The organism is Staphylococcus pseudintermedius (assembly GCF_001792775.2).
Classification (GTDB): domain Bacteria; phylum Bacillota; class Bacilli; order Staphylococcales; family Staphylococcaceae; genus Staphylococcus; species Staphylococcus pseudintermedius.
The window spans coordinates 35,109-52,951 of record NZ_MLGE02000001.1 but is presented as its reverse complement, the minus strand read 5'-3'; the positions used below and the strand labels follow the sequence as shown (position 1 = coordinate 52,951).

13 protein-coding genes and 1 pseudogene are annotated in these 17,843 nt (G+C 39.1%); 6 read left to right on the top strand and 8 right to left on the bottom strand.

The features are described from left to right. Window positions 1-402: 402 nt before the first annotated feature. Window positions 403-567, bottom strand: a complete 165-nt coding sequence (locus BJK46_RS12325) for a hypothetical protein (protein ID WP_237614615.1) — start codon at window positions 565-567, stop codon at window positions 403-405. Between the two features lie 235 nt (window positions 568-802). Here BJK46_RS12325 and ppdK point away from each other — a divergent pair, with 235 nt between their 5' ends. From ppdK to BJK46_RS00290, 3 genes and pseudogenes are all read left to right on the top strand, one after another. Next, the gene (ppdK, locus tag BJK46_RS00300) at window positions 803-3,427 is read left to right on the top strand and encodes a pyruvate, phosphate dikinase (RefSeq protein WP_063284560.1); all 2,625 of its coding nucleotides are present in this window, start codon (window positions 803-805) and stop codon (window positions 3,425-3,427) included. Beyond that, the gene (locus BJK46_RS00295) at window positions 3,417-4,244 is read left to right on the top strand and encodes a pyruvate, water dikinase regulatory protein (protein WP_370863475.1); all 828 of its coding nucleotides are present in this window, start codon (window positions 3,417-3,419) and stop codon (window positions 4,242-4,244) included. Before ppdK ends, BJK46_RS00295 begins: the two co-directional genes overlap by 11 nt. A 265-nt stretch (window positions 4,245-4,509) precedes the next feature. Next, a pseudogene (locus tag BJK46_RS00290) lies at window positions 4,510-5,149 on the top strand (FMN-dependent NADH-azoreductase). Window positions 5,150-5,265: 116 nt separating this feature from the next. Here BJK46_RS00290 and kdpC read toward each other — a convergent pair. Genes kdpC through kdpF form a run of 4 tightly spaced genes read right to left on the bottom strand, consistent with a single transcriptional unit; the run spans window position 5,266 to window position 9,659 of the window. Beyond that, window positions 5,266-5,826, bottom strand: a complete 561-nt coding sequence (gene kdpC, locus BJK46_RS00285) for a K(+)-transporting ATPase subunit C (protein WP_096536602.1) — start codon at window positions 5,824-5,826, stop codon at window positions 5,266-5,268. Between the two features lie 10 nt (window positions 5,827-5,836). Beyond that, window positions 5,837-7,861: a potassium-transporting ATPase subunit KdpB gene (gene kdpB, locus BJK46_RS00280; protein WP_096536600.1), complete on the bottom strand. Its 2,025-nt coding sequence runs from the start codon at window positions 7,859-7,861 to the stop codon at window positions 5,837-5,839. A 15-nt stretch (window positions 7,862-7,876) separates the two neighbouring features. Then, window positions 7,877-9,553, bottom strand: a complete 1,677-nt coding sequence (gene kdpA / locus BJK46_RS00275) for a potassium-transporting ATPase subunit KdpA (protein WP_015728565.1) — start codon at window positions 9,551-9,553, stop codon at window positions 7,877-7,879. A 25-nt stretch (window positions 9,554-9,578) separates the two neighbouring features. Beyond that, window positions 9,579-9,659 carry a K(+)-transporting ATPase subunit F gene (kdpF, locus tag BJK46_RS12595; protein ID WP_064485063.1) on the bottom strand — a complete coding sequence of 27 codons (81 nt, stop codon included), beginning with the start codon at window positions 9,657-9,659 and terminating at the stop codon, window positions 9,579-9,581. Window positions 9,660-9,817: 158 nt separating this feature from the next. Between kdpF and BJK46_RS00265 the strand changes: the two genes are divergently transcribed. Beyond that, the gene (locus BJK46_RS00265) at window positions 9,818-12,451 is read left to right on the top strand and encodes an ATP-binding protein (RefSeq protein ID WP_370864304.1); all 2,634 of its coding nucleotides are present in this window, start codon (window positions 9,818-9,820) and stop codon (window positions 12,449-12,451) included. Between the two features lie 13 nt (window positions 12,452-12,464). Beyond that, on the top strand, window positions 12,465-13,154 hold the full coding sequence (locus BJK46_RS00260; RefSeq protein ID WP_070407720.1) for a response regulator transcription factor: 690 nt from the start codon (window positions 12,465-12,467) through the stop codon (window positions 13,152-13,154). Between the two features lie 176 nt (window positions 13,155-13,330). On the opposite strand, the gene BJK46_RS00255 is transcribed toward BJK46_RS00260, so the two are convergent. Then, window positions 13,331-14,110 carry an exotoxin gene (locus BJK46_RS00255; RefSeq protein ID WP_096536596.1) on the bottom strand — a complete coding sequence of 260 codons (780 nt, stop codon included), beginning with the start codon at window positions 14,108-14,110 and terminating at the stop codon, window positions 13,331-13,333. Between the two features lie 487 nt (window positions 14,111-14,597). Then, on the bottom strand, window positions 14,598-14,786 hold the full coding sequence (locus BJK46_RS00250) for a hypothetical protein (protein WP_014614849.1): 189 nt from the start codon (window positions 14,784-14,786) through the stop codon (window positions 14,598-14,600). A 183-nt stretch (window positions 14,787-14,969) separates the two neighbouring features. Between BJK46_RS00250 and BJK46_RS00245 the strand changes: the two genes are divergently transcribed. After that, window positions 14,970-16,298, top strand: a complete 1,329-nt coding sequence (locus BJK46_RS00245) for a sodium-dependent transporter (RefSeq protein ID WP_015728566.1) — start codon at window positions 14,970-14,972, stop codon at window positions 16,296-16,298. Window positions 16,299-16,447: 149 nt separating this feature from the next. Here the strand turns inward: BJK46_RS00245 and BJK46_RS00240 are convergent, their stop codons facing one another. Next, window positions 16,448-17,821: a carboxylesterase family protein gene (locus BJK46_RS00240; RefSeq protein WP_242058969.1), complete on the bottom strand. Its 1,374-nt coding sequence runs from the start codon at window positions 17,819-17,821 to the stop codon at window positions 16,448-16,450. Between the last annotated feature and the right edge of the window lie 22 nt (window positions 17,822-17,843).

Below are 17,843 nucleotides of genomic sequence, written 5' to 3'. Positions count from 1 at the left end.
ATAAGCTAATTACTCAGTGGATTCACTTTGGTTTGCAACTAAATTTTTGGCAATTAGCTTTCGTAATATATAGGACATGGTTGCTAGTGTACGGATAAATATGGCTCGCTTTTTGAAGTTGCTCCTTCTTAAATCTATATCAATCGCTAGCGTTATCTGGTTTTTAAATGACTGTTATCACCTTATCTTTGCCGGCACTATATTTCCGAATTTAAAGTAGTGCGCGTGTGAACATCAAAAAGCATTTTGAAATCATGCTTCCATCATTCATTTTCTCTTAAGCATGTCATATTGAACAAAATTAAACAGAGACTTCATTAAATTCAAATAAAAAACGAAAAGCACCATTTGAAGTATGCTTTCCGTTACAGTTATTTATTCGTTTACATTCATACCATCACGTCAAGTTGAATATAACAATGTGCCACCTTGTGCTTTGTATTTTCGATTCTCCGCGCCACGTTCGAATGATTGCGCTTTGAAAAATTTAATATGAGAAGAAACGTTCAGTTGTTCGGCATACCAAGTAGCCCATGTTTCGCCATCAATCGGCTCGTCATCTGTCACGTTATAAATACCTGGTTCGAAATCGAACGCTTTGATTGCTGCTTCAACGGTGTCATCAATATGGACGTAAGATGTGATACCCTTTGATAATTGGACATGGCCTTCTTTATGACAAATTATTGACAGTAAATAAAAAAATTAATGAATACAGCTATTTTTGATTGTCAATTTCGGATTAATATGACATACTTTTATTTAATTAGTATGTCATATTAAAAAGATAGAGGTGCTCAGTATGACAAAATATGTTTATGCATTTGATGAAGGTCAGAAAAATATGAAAGATTTACTCGGTGGCAAAGGGGCCAATTTATCAGAAATGAAGCGTTTAGGTTTACCAGTTCCTGATGGTTTCACGATAACGACAGCCGCATGTATTGAATATTTAGAGCGTGGTGACCAGTTGTCAGATGAAGTGAAAACACAGTTACAAAAACAATTGGAGGCGTTTTCAGGGCGTACGAATAAGGCATTTTCTTCAGATGAAAACCTGTTACTTGTTTCAGTTCGTAGTGGGGCTAAAATTTCGATGCCGGGCATGATGGATACGATTTTAAATTTAGGCTTGAATGATGAAAATGTTGAAAAACTCGCACGTAAAACGAATGATGCACGTTTTGCTTATGATTGTTATCGTCGTCTCTTACAAATGTTTGGGGAAGTCGTGTACGGGATTCCGATGACTGCATTTGATATATACTTCGATAATTACAAAGCAACGCACGGTTATCAAAATGATGCGGATATTCCGGCTGAAGGGTTACAAGAAATCTGTGAACACTTTAAAACGGTTTATATTGAAGAAGTGTATAAACCATTCCCACAAAACCCACTTGATCAGTTGTTAGAAGCAATTGAGGCAGTCTTCAAATCTTGGGATAATGACCGTGCACGTGTGTATCGTGACCTGAATGACATTCCACATCATATTGGAACAGCTGTGAATGTACAAGAAATGGTGTTCGGAAATAGTGGACCGCAAAGTGGAACGGGGGTTGCTTTTACACGCAATCCTGTCACAGGTGAAGCGAAACTATTTGGTGAATATTTGTTGAACGCACAAGGGGAAGATGTGGTCGCAGGGATTCGTACGCCCCAAGATATTGCGACATTACACGACCAAATGCCACACGTCCATGAACAATTTGTGGCTGTGGCGGACCAACTCGAACAACATTATCAAGATATGCAAGATATTGAATTTACGATTGAAAATGAAAAGCTTTATATTCTGCAAACGCGTAATGGTAAACGTACAGCGAAAGCGGCGATGCAAATTGCGGTTGATTTAGTCGAAGAGGGCGTCATTTCGAAAAAAGATGCGATGACTAAAGTGGACGTGAAATCCATTGATACGTTATTACATCCAACATTTGAAGCACAAGCGTTAGAAGCGGCGACAATCATTTCGAAGGCAGGTTTACCAGCGAGTCCAGGTGCGGCGACGGGTAAAATTGTGTTTTCAGCAGAAGAAGCGAAACGTCAAGCTGAGGCGGGCGAAAAAGTCATTTTAATGCGTCCAGAAACGTCACCGGAAGATATTGAAGGGATGATTGCGAGTGAAGCCATCGTAACGACACACGGTGGAATGACGTCGCATGCGGCTGTAGTCGCGCGTGGCATGGGGAAATGTTGTGTGACAGGCTGTGCGGACCTTGAAATTAATACACGTGAGAAAACAGTGACTTATGCGAATGGTCAGTTATTTGAAGGGGATGAAATTTCTGTCGACGGCGCACAAGGTGACATTTATGCAGGTATCGTGGAAACGACAAGTGCAGAACATAGCGAGGCGTTCGAACAATTTATGCAATGGACGGAAGAGATTGCGCGTCTAGGTGTTCGTATGAATGCGGAAACGACGCCTGATATTGAAGCGGGTTATCAGTTCAATGCGCAAGGTATTGGCCTTGTCCGTACAGAACATATGTTTTTCGGTGCAGAACGATTAGTAGAAATGCGTCGATTCATTTTATCTTCAGACGATGAGACGCGAACACAAGCTTTAAACCGTATTCGCACATATCAAACAGAAGATTTTGAACAAATTTTCCGTTTATCAGGCGAACGTCCAACGATTGTGCGTTTACTCGATCCACCGCTTCATGAATTTTTACCGAAATCTGACGAAGAAGTTGACAGTGTCGCAAAGCAGTTAAACATTTCAGCGGCACAGTTGAAACAACGCATAGCAGAATTGCATGAAACGAACCCTATGTTAGGCCACCGTGGTTGTCGTCTCGCGATCACATATCCAGAATTGTATGTTATGCAAGTCGAAGCGATGATGAAGAGTGTGGCGCAATTGAAAGAAGAGGGTATCACATGTCATCCAGAAATTATGGTGCCGCTCGTTTCTACTGTGGCAGAGTTTAAAGTATTAAAAGCACAAATTCTGGATGCGATTCAGCAAATTGAGACAGACACGAACCAATCACTCCATTATTTAGTAGGGACGATGATTGAAACACCGCGCGCTTGTGTGATTGCGGGTGACCTTGCGAAAGAGTGCGACTTCTTCAGCTTTGGTACGAACGATTTAACACAACTGACTTTCGGCTTTTCTCGTGATGATGCCGGAAAATTTATTAATGACTATTTGAACCAACATATTTTAGCAGCTGATCCATTCCAAACTTTAGATGTGGATGGCGTGGGTGAACTCGTTCGTAATGCGTCAGAACAAGCAAAAGCCGCAAATCCTAATATTAAAATCGGTGTCTGTGGTGAGCTCGGCGGGGACCCGAAATCCATCCACCACTTTAACCGTATGGCGATTGATTATGTGTCATGTTCGCCATTCCGTGTACCAGGTGCCAAGTTAGCGGCAGCACAAAGTGTCGTTGAAAGTGAGGGATAATATGGCAACAACACCGCAATTGACCATTTTTATCATATCAGATTCATTAGGTGAGACCGCACAACGTATGGTGCATGCGGTGATGAGTCAATTTCCGAAGCTGACACAGATAGAAATGAAGAAATTTTCATTGATTGAAAGTGAGGAAGCGCTCCTTAACGTACTAAAACTCGCCAAAGAACGGCAAGCCATCGTCGTGACAACGTTAGTGACGGATCATTTCAATGCGTTGGGGCAAGCGTACGCTTCGGAACATGAAATTCCATACATTGATTACATGTCACCACTCATGCAGCATGTTCAAGCCGCAACGGGTCATGTGCCTGTGAAGGAAAAAGGAAAAATACGTGAGTTAGATGAAGACTATTTCAAACGGATTGACGCGATAGAATATGCAGTCAAATATGATGATGGCAAACATTTTACAGATATTGAAGAAGCGGACGTCCTTATTGTCGGTGTTTCTAGAACATCTAAAACACCTTTAAGTATGTATTTAGCGAACAAAGGGTACAGGGTCGCTAATATTCCGTTAGTGCCTGAAATCGGCATCCCTTATGACATCGTAAAAGACAAAAAATTGAAAGTCATCGGTCTCACCGCAAGCCCTGAATATATTATGAGCATTCGAACAGAGCGTGTGAAAGTGCTCGGTATGAAAGGGAAACAAGCGTATTACAATGATTTACAGCGCATTAAAGCAGAACTCGCCTATGCGGAAGAGGTTTTTAAACAGCTCAATGCGACAGTCATTAATACAGAATATCGTTCAATTGAAGAATCTGCATTTTATATTGAAAAGATTTTACAAAAATAGCGGTTTGATGATGTGAATAAGGACAAGCTTTCGATATGAAGTCAATCAAGCACATTGAATTATTGGTGTCTCATGAACAGCAATGCATTGTAACCATAAAGGCTGGGATCATATCTCAGTCTTTTTGCTTTTCGCCAAGATCAAGTGAGTATAATGAAGAGATAAATCGTTTTGAAAGATGGGTTTTATGTATTAATTTAAAAGATATATTTTGAAAACTATCAATACTATACTCGTCTCACCCCAAAAAAGAGGAGCATCAATTATGAAAACGTTAATCATTAACGCACATCCGAGGTTCAACAACAAGGACAGCTTTGCCAATCAAATGCAAGCCATGTTTCTAAAAAAATACAACGATGAATTCCCAAATGATACACCGGATATTCTAAATTTAATATGATATTGAATTACCCCGTATTGAAATGGCACAGTTGCTTAATGTTTGGGATAAGCAATCTTCAGGTGAAACAATGACAGCAGAAGAACAACGCCTCGCTCAGATTAATGCAGCCTTGCTTTCACAATTCAAATCACATCACCGCATTGTCATCATTTCGCCACTGCACAATTTTAATGTTACATCACGTTTAAAAGATTATATTGATAACATTTTGATAGTGCGTCAAACTTTCAAATATACGTCTGACGGTTCAGTAGGGTTAATGACTGATAATTATAAAGCGCTATATATCCAGGCGATCGGTTCCATTTATACTAACGAAGATCGCTATCAACCTTTAGATTTTGCGCCTCAATATTTAAAAGCGATGTTTAAAGAAATGATAGCATTTGATGACTATTACATTGTTCGCGCTCAAGGTACAGCTAAATTAAGTAAAGAAGCGGTATTACAACAGGCACAACACGATTTAGAGGAAGTTTTTGAAGCGTTCTATAGCTAAATATAAAAAGTTGTGAAGTAATCTAGTGTCACAGATTCCTCCACAACTTATCTCATTGTTTCTCCGACGGTATGTGAACGAGATGTTTCGTTTGTATCTACGCAACTACCTAAAAACTAATGACCTGACATGCGATCTAAGGCAAGATTTAATGCTAACACATTGACATCATCATCATACAAAGTACCTTGATGGACTTGGTTCGAAATGAGTTGATTGATTTGTTCTGTTGACAGGTTTCTGCGTTCTGCGATGCGCGCGACTTGTTGTTTCGCGTTGTTTACAGTAATATCCGGGTCTAAACCTGAACCTGACTCTGTAACGGCATCAATAGGTGTATGGTCGTTTGTTTGTTTTAAAGCTGCCACTCTCTGTTGAAGTTCAGGATGCCCATTAGAATAGTTATGACTACCAGAAGCGACCCCGTTTCCTTTGATCATGGCGGCATCCATATTATATTTTACAGCGCTTACACGGCCATGAAAGTATTGAGGTTCATCCCATTGTTGACCGATCAACTCGGAGCCGACAATTTGATTGTTCTGTGTCACAAGGCTACCGTTCGCTTGATGATGAAACAATGTCTGCCCAACTGCAGTAACAGCCAGTGGAAAGATGAGACCGCATAAAATCATTGTCATTACAACGAGTCCTATACTACTTCTTATCGTTTTCATATGCATCCTCCTATAGCCACCATTGAATTAAAAGATCGATTAATTTAATGCCAATAAAAGGGACAATCATCCCGCCGAGTCCATAGACCAACATATTTTTCATCAATATCGTTTCAGTCGACGCCCCTTTAATGCGCACCCCTTTCATCGCAATAGGAATCAGCAATGCAATAATGAGTGCATTAAAGATGAGTGCTGAAATAATGGCAGATTCAGGGGAATGTAACTGCATAATATTTAAGCGACTCATTTCAGGTATCGTGACCATCATCATAGCAGGTAAAATGGCAAAATATTTGGCAATATCATTCGCAATACTAAATGTTGTCAATGCGCCCCTCGTCATGAGCAACTGTTTACCGATTTTGACGACTTCCATTAATTTCGTTGGATTGGAATCTAAATCAATTAAGTTTGCGGCTTCTTTTGCGCTTAATGTCCCTGAACTCATCGCTAGGCCGACATTCGCTTGGGCAAGAGCAGGGGCGTCATTCGTTCCATCACCTGTCATCGCAACAATGTGGCCTTTTTCTTGTTCTTCTTTAATGACTTTGATTTTATCTTCCGGTTTACATTCGGCGATAAAACGGTCGACACTGGCTTCTTTTGCAATTGTAGCGGCAGTCAATTCGTTGTCACCGGTACACATCACCGTTTCGATGCCCATTTGACGCAACTCTTGGAAACGTTCCACCAAGCCTTCTTTAATGACATCTTTTAAATAGATCACGCCTAAGATCGTTTGGTTTTCAACGACAATTAACGGTGTGCCGCCTTTACTAGAGACTTCAGTAACGAGTGCTTCGATATTGGAAGGAATCACCCCACCTTGTTGTTTCACATATTTCAACATACTATTAGGTGCCCCTTTAAAGACTGAACGTTCGCCGATAATGATACCACTCATACGTGTTTCTGCTTTGAATGGTCGATAATCTCCTTTGACCTCCTCTGGCAACTGTACGGATGAACGTTTTGCTAAAGTGACGATACTTTTGCCTTCAGGTGTATCATCTTCAACGGAACTTTCATACGCTGCGACGAGTAATCTGTCATACCATTCCTCCCGAACAGGCAGTAAGGATTCCGCTAAACGATTACCGTACGTGATTGTGCCTGTTTTATCTAAAATTAAGACATCGACATCGCCACACGTTTCAATCGCGCGTCCACTTTTCGCCAAAATATTAAATTGTGTAACACGGTCCATACCGGCAATCCCAATGGCAGAAAGTAATCCCCCGATCGTTGTTGGAATTAAACAAACTGTCAATGCAATCAATGATGTGATAGGGACATTCAGATTTAAATATTGGGCAATGGGATACAACGTTAAAATGACAACGAGAAAAATAATCGTTAATGTCATTAGCAATGTAAACAGCGCAATTTCGTTTGGTGTTTTTTTACGTTGGGCCCCTTCAACTAGGGCAATCATTTTATCTAAAAATGTCGCACCTTCTTCACTGTCTACTTCAATAATGAGCCAGTCCGACGTCACAGTTGTTCCACCAATGACACCCGAAAAATCGCCACCTGATTCTTTTATAACAGGGGCAGACTCTCCGGTAATAGCAGATTCATCAACTGTGGCAATCCCTTTAATAATGGTGCCGTCTGACGGAATCATTTCACCTGATTTTACGAGAATACGGTCACCTCGTTTTAAAGCTGATGCATCAACCGTTTCGTATACTTCAGCGTTGACTATGCGACGTGCAATCATATGAGACTTTGTTTCTCGAAGACTGTTGGCCTGTGCTTTACCGCGACCTTCTGCAATCGCTTCTGAAAAGTTAGAAAAGAGCACGGTAAAGAATAAAATGATGAAAATCGTAAATAAATAAAGTCGTGACATCGCGCCATCTGTAAAAATTTGTGGCACGATTGTCATAATTAACGTTAAAACCATCCCCACCTCTACGACAAACATAATTGGATTTTTAATGAGAGATACAGGGTTTAATTTAATAAAACTTTCTTTGATGGCTTGTCTGACAATCGCGCGATTCAACACATGAGATGATTGTTTCATTCAACACAGTCTCCTTTATTTTAATGATAAAAATTCGCCAATCGGTCCAAGTAATAACACAGGTAAAAATGTCAAACCACTCAACAAAATTATAAAAATCGTGAGTGATACCCCGAAGAAAGGTTTGTCGATCGCAATCGTTTGATCACTTTTTTGATAGGCTTTTTTATTCACCAAACTTGAAGCAATCATCACTTGTAAAATGATAGGGGTATAGCGTGCAAGCAACATGACGATACCTGTCGAGATGTTCCAAAATGCTGTATTATCGCTTAAACCTTCAAAGCCAGAACCATTATTCGCTGCAGATGAGCTCATTTCGTAAAGTACTTGTGAAATACCGTGAAATGAAGGGTTGGTGATTGCCGCACTCGCACCAGGAACGATAAAAGCCAAGGCTGTTGCGATTAAAATTAATACCGGATGAATTAGAAAGGTCAACGCAATCAGCTTCATTTCGCGACCTTCTATTTTCATCCCTAAATAATGCGGTGTTTTGCCGACCATCAAACTACAAATAAAGACAGTCAATAAAACGTAAATGAGCATATTCATTAACCCGACACCTTCACCACCGAAAATGGCATTCAGCATCATGAGCACGATAGGTACGAGACCACCAATTGGGGTGAGTGTGTCATGCATATTATTGACTGTACCGGTCGTAAATGCTGTCGTGATCGCTGTAAATAATGCTGACAGACCTGGACCAAATCGGACTTCTTTCCCTTCCATGTTCGGGCCAATAACACCTAAATGAGCCAACACGACATTGCCTTTGTACTCTGCAATCAATGCGATGACAAAGCACACTAAGAAAAAGAGCAGCATGGTTCCGAAGATGACATAAGCATGCGCATGAATGTGTTTGCCGTTTTTGGTCAACATTCGTCCGAATAGAAAGACGAGTGCACCCGGAATTAACATCATACTCAACATTTCGATATAGTTAGACCATACAGTCGGATTTTCAAAAGGTGTGGCAGAGTTCGCACCTAAAAAACCACCACCATTTGTACCGATATGCTTAATGGACTCTAAAGATGCCATAGGACCATATGCGATATGTTGAACTTTTCCTGTAATCGTATGCAATGTTAAGTTCCCTTTTAAAGTTTGCGGTGTCCCTTGACTGATTAACAGGAGACTTACAATGAATGACAAAGGTATGGAAACACGGACTAAAAAGCGCACCATATCTTGATAAAAGTTGCCGATGATATCTGTCATTCCTGTTAAACGGCGTAACATTGCAATACAAACCGCGTAACCTGAAGCGCTAGACGTAAACATCAAATAAGTGATGACCATCATTTGTGTCAAATAGGTTAGACCGGATTCACCAGCGTAATGTTGCAAGTTCGTATTCGTTAAGAACGACACGGCTGTGTTAAATGCTAATGACACAGATTGATTTAAATTATGGTTAGGATTTAAAAAGAGCCATTGTTGAATGAGTAGCAGTACGAACGTCAACGCGCCCATTAGTCCATTAAACAATAGAAAATGTTTGAGGTAAGTCTTACCCGACATATGCTCTAGTTGCGTCCCTAAAACTTTATAAATGCCTTTTTCAACACCTGAAAATACTTTGTCTGCGGGTGTAGGTGTTAATAACGCCACGCTGTATAAATAACGACTTAATAAAAATGCGCATAGAAAAAAAGTGATTAAAAAGATAACGATTTCCATGTTTTCCCTCCATCAATAGCTGAATTTAAAACTTTTCACTGTAAATTAAGGCATAAACTAAATAGCCGATTAATACGATGACGATCAAACCTAATATGCTAATCATCTGTGGACCTCCTCCTTATTGCCGAAATCATTATATAAAAATTTCTATAAGGGGATTATTAATATTTGCATTGTTTTATTAAGAAGTTATTAAGATAAATAAAAGCGTATTTTTTTATAGAAAATGTAAGATTTGAAGTTTATGATGAGTGAGAAGAGGTGAAGAATATGGAGCGTCATCTAACGATAAAAAGAGGAGCATTAACGATATATTTGGGTTATTCTCCGGGTGTAGGTAAAACTTATGAAATGTTATCCAATGCGATCGATGCTTATCACGAAGGTGCGGATATTAAAATTGGTTATATCGAGCCACATCAACGTAAAGAAACTCAAGCCCTTGCTGAACAATTGCCAGTTATTCAAACAAAATCTAAAAATCACGGCAGCCATACATTCCACTATTTAGATGTTGATCAAATTATTGAAGACGACCCAGATGTGGTCCTCATCGATGAATTAGCGCATACCAACATTTCAAAAGAGCGACATGAAAAAAGGTACATGGATATTGAAGAAATACTTTCCCACGGCATTGATGTTCATACAACATTAAATATTCAGCACATCGAAAGTTTGAGTGAACAAGTGGCGTTACTGACGGGGGTCAAAATTAAAGAGCGTGTGCCTGACCAATTCATTATGTCGAGTGATGCAATAGAGGTCATTGATATTTCACCAAAGCAACTCATCAACCGACTTAAAGCAGGAAAAGTGTATAAAAAGGAGCGACTCGACACAGCATTTTCGCATTTTTTTACATATGAGAACCTTACTGAATTACGAGAATTAACATTGAGAACAGCCGCTGATATGATGAGTCAAAAAGAGCATCTTTATAAGAAAAATACAGATATTACCCCGCATGTCGCAGTTGCTATCAGTGGAAGTATCAGCAATGAAACCGTCATTCGAGAGGCACGTCGCATTGCGAACCGTGAGCATGCTCAATTTACAGCGGTGTATATTGACGTGTTTGATCATGAAGGCAAACAGTATGCAAATAATAGTCAAGTGCACCAAAATTTAATGCTGGCGCAGTCGTTAGGGGCATCCGTCAAAGTGATATATGATAATCAAATTGCATCGGGTCTCGATGATTGGTGTAAATCCCAAAAAGTGACGAAACTCGTTATCGGTCAACATATGAATGATAAATGGCATACACGGTTGAAGCGGCCTTTAATTGACCAATTACTTGATTTAAAACATCATTATAAAATTGAAATTGTGCCGATTAAACATATTCAAATGAAAGCAAAGCCTGAGCGACAACAGCAACATATGCAACAAAAGCGTTGGACTGTCGATATTTTTAAAATGATTGCGATTCAAGCGATTTGCGTACTGTTAGGCTTGTGGATTTATAGCACAGGCAAAGGAGAACAAGATACAATCATTCTACTGTTATTTTTATTAGGTATTGTCGTTTTAAGTATGTGGACGCAATCGTATTTAATCGGTTTTTTCGCTGCGATTTTAAACGTGTTGGTGTTTAATTTCTTTTTTACTGTGCCAAGATTTACGTTTGAGGTTTATCGCTTTGACTATCCTATCACTTTCACGATCAGTATTATCGTGAGTATCGTCACGAGTGGCTTATTAAAACAAATTAAGCATCAGTACATCGTCACGAAACATCAATTGTACCGGACCGATATTTTGTTGCAGTTTAATGATTCAATTAAACAAACGTACACGATTCCTGATTTATTAGTGAATGCAAGACATCAAATTCAACATCTGTTAAAGCAAGAAGTTACGATTTATTTAGTGGAAGATGAAAAAATTTCAAAAACGATACCGGTTGAAGGGCCACAGACTAATGATTCTCGCCACCAACAAGCGCTAAGTTGGATCATTAAAAACCAAAAGCGTGCAGGAGCAACAACGGATACATTTCCAGGTATTCACTATTTGCTCATACCGATTGGCACAAAACCTGTTAAAGCAATCGTTTCCATACACTTTTCTGAAGCGCAAATTATTGATTCCTATGACAATTCTATTTTAGAGTCCATGTTGAATGAAATGTCGCTTGCTGTAGAGAACTTGAGCTTACTTCGTCAAACACGAGAGTCGATGTTACGAGCTGAGCGGGAGGTGGCACGTGCCCACTTTTTACGCTCCATTTCTCATGATATTCGCACACCACTAACCTCTATCATCGGTAACTTGGACGTCTTATTACTCAATGGGAAAGAAATGCCTCGCGCAGAACAACAGCAGTTAGTTTCGCGGTCGTTTGACGAAGCCCAGTATTTACACATGCTCGTTTCCAATATTTTGTCACTTACCAGACTCGAGCATTCGAATATGAAGCTCAACCGCCAACTGTATCTCATTGAAGAATTAGTTGAAGAAATCGAATCCGTGCTTGAACGTAGACGACTCAACAAGCAAGTGAAAGTGTCGGCATTACATGAGATATGCTTCGTCGATATTGATAGTCAGCTCATTTTACAAGCGGTTTTTAATTTGATTGAAAACGCGTTAAAACATACGCCACCTGAAACACCTATTACGTTAAGAATCAATAAAAATGAACCCCACATATTATTTGAGGTGATCGATAGGGGACCGGGATTGTCGGATGAAGAACAACAAACGATTTTCCAACCTTTTGAGAAACATCAACTTTTCAAAGATAACAAGAAAGATAGTATGGGACTCGGACTTTATCTCGTGCAGGCGATTCTACAAAAGCATGACAGTCAATTAAAATATCGACAAAATGAGCCGCATGGGAGTATATTTTATTTCAACTTACCTTTTGAAAAAAATACAAATTGAGGAGTGAAGTGCCGTGAACACAAAAATATTAGTGGTAGAAGATGATGCGGCAATTACCCATTTGCTCGATGTCTCATTAACCCTTGATTATTATAAAGTCATCACTGCGACAAATGGAAAGGATGCTGATTTTCAAATACGTTCTAAAGCACCAGACATCATTTTATTAGATTTAGGGTTACCCGATATCGACGGTTTAGAATTGATTAAAAGGATACGGCAAACTTTCGATATTCCTATTATTGTGATCAGTGCACGATTGGATGAACAAACAATTGTTGAGGCATTGGATAACGGTGCAAATGATTACATGACCAAACCATTCAATGTGGATGAATTACGCGCACGTATTAGAGTGGTGCAACGGTTGGAGAATATGCAGAATCAAAAAGAAATTGTCTTTGAAAATGGCCCTTTAGTCGTATCGTATCAAGCTAAAACGGCCCAAATTGATAATCAATTGCTCAATTTGACGCCGCACGAATTTGCTTTATTAGAATTATTGTGCCGTCACGTAGGTAAAGTGCTTACGTATGATACGATACTTAAAGCAATTTATGGTTATGTGAATCAATCAGAAATGCCGAGCTTGCGCGTACATATGACGTCGTTACGCAATAAACTGACCCAAGCCCATCCCGAGTCGAAACAACTCATTATTACGCGGCCTCGTATCGGTTATCAAATGCAATATTGGCAATAAAGTTATGTTGAAAAGCGTTTTGAAGATTTTACTTCAAAATCATGATACAGTGACGGCAAGAATTTAATTGAGATAGAAGTTGACTACGTAAGCCTGATTAAAAAACCTCCACATTTATAAAGTCACAGAAAGAGAGGGATAGATACGGTATTCAAAGAGATTTTAAATATATCAATTCAATTTGTATATAAGTATATGTCAATATGTATATTCTCAGAACTAATAGTTTTATTGTCTTGATATATTCTTAATATCGTGTCTGCACCTTTTCCTTCAGCAGCATATAAATCATAACTAGCCGAATGTTTCCCTGAGGTTTCAAATACTATAAGGCCTCTTTGTATCTTTCCTCCAAAGGCGTCTGGGTTATACAAATTATATTTTTCGTGCAAATAATGTCTTGCTTTGAGATCTAGTTCCTGAACGGTTACTTCTTTCTTATACGTTCTGACTGTGTCTAGAGGTACTGAAGTTTGCTTCCCATCTAACCATAAGTTAACTGGTATTTTTTTCTCTTCGTCTAGTTTGTTGTTATCGTGTAACGTTACACCTCCATACATACATGCTGTTTTGTGTGGTTTACCACCAAAACATGAATAACCATAATGAGAACCATACAAGTCTATCTTTTTCCCTTTATATTTACTTGCGTCCTCCTTTGAAATAAACTGTACCAATAAATCATTATACCAAGGATCGTCTATAAAAAAATCGTTAAACAGTAAAGTATAATCTAAAAATTGGTCTTCGGTAGATTTATTTTCAGAATTAATTTTTTCATTATAAAAGTAGATTTGTCTAAGATTGTTTAAAGTAACACCAGATAAATCTGATTTTTTGTGTAAATTTCCTTCTTTAGTAATTTCACTTTTCTCAGCTCCATTCACACAAGGCGTAATTATAAATATTACGATAAAAGATAAAATGAGAATTAATGGTATTTTTCTTTTTTTCATTATCTGCACCCCTAATGTATATTTTGTATTTTTTATTTTTAAATATTAAAAATGACTATCATTATTTGTTTGGTATCTAAATATTAAATCCTGTTAGAACTATTTGTTTTAATTATAATAACATTATACATTAATAGTATGAATGGATAATTTGTGACATTTTTTAAATTTGTAACGAAACAATAATTGTTCAAAATAAGTGTACTAAAGTAACTGTAATAGCAATAAGGAATAAAAGACACAGCGGCATGTTATCAAAACATAGAAGAAATCTCTAGCCAGTAAGTGTATTTTTCTATTATTCATAAGATAAGTAAATATAAAAAAGCCATTAAACTCTAAAAAGTGAATTTAATGGCTTTTTCTTAAAGTGATTGAAAGTGTAGATTCTAGATTTACTGTCTGTTTAAAAAAATAAAGATCTGAAAATGAACCTATTATAGTACGTAAATTTCGATGTGTTGGGCTTGTCTCATCCCCCATTTTGCTACCTTAATTTGCGATTCTGTTGTTTATTAGGCACGACAAAATAAAGAATCGCAAAGACGATAATGGAGATAAACGTAACGGTTGCTGTGATTGTTGGACTTAAACCAAACAGCACAGACGACAAGACACATAGCGTACTCACAATGATGGCAATTAAATAAATACGTTCTTTTAATTTTTGCGACATGACTTCTCACCTCTTTTACAACTTAATCATAACAAAATACAACATCGTTTCAATACTAAACTTTTGATGAAATACTATAAAAAAGTGTTCTTTCATTGTCGATAACTGATGAATGTGTTATATTGCAAGATGACTTAAACGATTCAACGTATTAAAGCGTAGAAAAAGAGAGGATGAACGGTTTTGTCGCAACGGTCACAATGGAAATCGTCAACCGGCTTTATTTTAGCGAGTGCCGGTTCTGCGATTGGTCTAGGTGCACTATGGAAATTTCCTTATATGGCGGGGATGTTCGGTGGTGGCGCATTTTTATTTATGTTTTTAGCCTTTACGATTTTAGTAGGTCTACCGTTACTGATTATGGAGTTTGCAGTCGGTCAACTTGGTCGCACGTATACAACAGAATTATTTGGTCAGTTAACAGGGCGCAAATGGTTAAATGGCATCGCATGGATTGGTAATTTAGCGGTGTTTGTGTTGTTTAGTTTTTACAGTGTGATCGGCGGTTGGATTATTGTCTATTTCGGCTTTGTCCTTGCGCAACTGTTCCACATTGTGCCGACACATCTTCACGATTTGCAATTTCAAGCTATTATTAGTCAACCGCTCTATGTTGTTACGGGGCAGGCGATTTTTATTGCATTAACATGTGGTATTGTCATGCGTGGCGTGCAACAAGGGTTGGAAAAAGCGTCGAAATTAATGATGCCCTTATTATTAGTCTTTTTAATCATCATCGTAGTGAAAACATTATCGCTTGATGGGGCTATGGATGGGGTACGTTTCTTATTCCAACCGCGTGTCTCTGAAATCAATATGGAGTCTATGTTATTCGCTTTAGGACAGTCCTTTTTTGCGCTATCACTCGGGACGACAGGGATGATGACATATGCGAGTTACGCTTCAACAGACATGCCGATTAAAACGTCAGCATTGACGATTTTAATCATGAATATTGCCATTGCGATCTTAGCGGGCTTAGCGATTTTCCCGGCATTAGAAACGTTCGGCTACCAAGCGAAAGAAGGACCTGGCTTATTGTTTATCATATTGCCACTCGTTTTTGAAAAAATACAGTTCGGCACATTATTTTATGCGATTTTCTTAGTGCTCTTTTTATTTGCAGCGCTCACATCTTCTATTTCACTACTAGAACTGAACGTGTCGAACTTCACACGTAATAATAACCGCAAACGTCCAACGATGGCATTGATCATCAGTTTAGCCGTATTCATCGTTGGTGTACCTGCTACATTATCATTTGGGCCACTCAGCCACATCCAATTTGGTGCCGGTTCAATTTTTGATAATATGGATTTTGTTTTTTCGAATATTTTATTACCTATCGGCGCCTTAGCTTCAACGTTAGCGATTGGTTATGCGATGGAAAAGGTGCGTTTAAAAACAGGTTTTGGTAACGACCCTCTGAAATTGTTTGCGATCTGGTACATTTTCATTCGATACATTTTACCGGTTGTCATTTTATTGGTTTTCATTTTGCAATTAGTATAACAAGCATTTCATTCATGTTGAATCGACACAGTGATACGTATGTTTGATGGCTTCCAAAGGTTGATTACTGCACATAAAAATAAAGAGGAAGTGACTGGGAAAACGTCAATTGTTTCCGAGTCGCTTCCTTATTTATTTGGGGCGTCACATTATTCATAAAAGCGATTGCCATCTAATGTACTATGTTGGGCGAAATGGCACAAATCATGAATCATCCGTTTGCGTAGTTCGGTCTCTCGTGCAGTTACTTCCAAACCGTGTGCTGCTAAAATGTCGAGACGGCCCATCCAAAAAATCATATCTAAAATGTGATACGCCGAGGCATAGTCTGGATGATCGCCACGAGACCAATTGAAAGTCGCCTGCCAAGTCGGTGTCACTGCTGATAGTGCTTGATACAGTTGTTGAAACGGTGCTTTGAAATGCCAATTCGTAATCAGGTCACGCTGTTGTTGAGCAGTTTCGATGTCCTCTAGCGGTGGCACGGGCCCTTCTAAACGTTGAATGACACGTTGGAATTGTTGCGGGGCTAATTTTTTTTGTTCATTTTTAATATAAATGTCACCCTCAGCTGTCGTATGGCCTAATAATACGGGAACATTGACATGGCGATAGTCTAGTTCGATATCATCTGTGGCAACCGGTTGATACAACAATTCTAAACCTTTCGATGGGCCATACTGCATTTGGTGTCTCGCCATTAATGCCAATATCCCTTGTGCACCAAGTTCATGCCAAGGTGTGGAAGCATAGTGTTGTGCCTTTAATGCTGCAAAGGCGTCTGCTTTATCGGATGCGACTTGAGGAGATTCCAAATGCAAAGTCCCGCTTAACATGACGGCATTTTTAATCCAAGGCCGTACTGTTGGCATACGCAACATGGCCGCAACACTCATCGCACCCGCAGATTGACCCATCAAGGTGAGGTGCTCTGGGTCCCCACCAAAATGTGCGATGTTTTCACGTATCCATTGTAGTGCACAAATTTGATCTGACAAGCCATTATTCGCATCCCACTCCGGATTGATTGTAGACCAGTCTAAGAAACCCAGTGCACCTAAACGGTAATTCAACGTAACGACGATGACGGATTCGCGGTTGACGATTTCATGAGGGTGATACAACGCTTGTGCACTATGACCATTCACAAAACTGCCACCATATATGAACACGATGACAGGCAATGGTTGGTGAGCGGGTGTTGCAGGACGCCAAATATTTAAAGTGAGACAGTCTTCACTCTGCGGGTAGTCTTGCACGTGTGTATCAAAAAAGGACTCTAATGAATTCGGTGGCTGAATTGGGACAGGTCCAAATGAAGTCGCTTGAAAATCTTCCGGCCACGTTAACAGCAGTTGCGCATGTTTAAAACGTAATGCCCCAACAGGTGGTTGCGCATAAGGAATACCTTTAAATACTTCATAACCAGTATGACGTTCACCGTGAATCGTGCCTTTAGGTGTATGCAGTTCCATCAATCTCTCTCCTTTGTACTCTGAAATGTAGTGTGTGATTGCTTTCATTATAGCGTAAGCACGGCTTTCT

Bases quoted from the DNA above. Each gene is read 5' to 3' on its own strand.
- ppdK (WP_063284560.1), top strand. From the start codon at position 803: ATGACAAAATATGTTTATGCATTTGATGAAGGTCAGAAAAATATGAAA.
- kdpC (WP_096536602.1), bottom strand. From the start codon at position 5,826: ATGAAAACGATAAGAAGTAGTATAGGACTCGTTGTAATGACAATGATT.
- kdpB (WP_096536600.1), bottom strand. From the start codon at position 7,861: ATGAAACAATCATCTCATGTGTTGAATCGCGCGATTGTCAGACAAGCC.
- kdpA (WP_015728565.1), bottom strand. From the start codon at position 9,553: ATGGAAATCGTTATCTTTTTAATCACTTTTTTTCTATGCGCATTTTTA.
- kdpF (WP_064485063.1), bottom strand. From the start codon at position 9,659: ATGATTAGCATATTAGGTTTGATCGTCATCGTATTAATCGGCTATTTA.
- BJK46_RS00255 (WP_096536596.1), bottom strand. From the start codon at position 14,110: ATGAAAAAAAGAAAAATACCATTAATTCTCATTTTATCTTTTATCGTA.
- BJK46_RS00250 (WP_014614849.1), bottom strand. From the start codon at position 14,786: ATGTCGCAAAAATTAAAAGAACGTATTTATTTAATTGCCATCATTGTG.
- BJK46_RS00240 (WP_242058969.1), bottom strand. From the start codon at position 17,821: ATGAAAGCAATCACACACTACATTTCAGAGTACAAAGGAGAGAGATTG.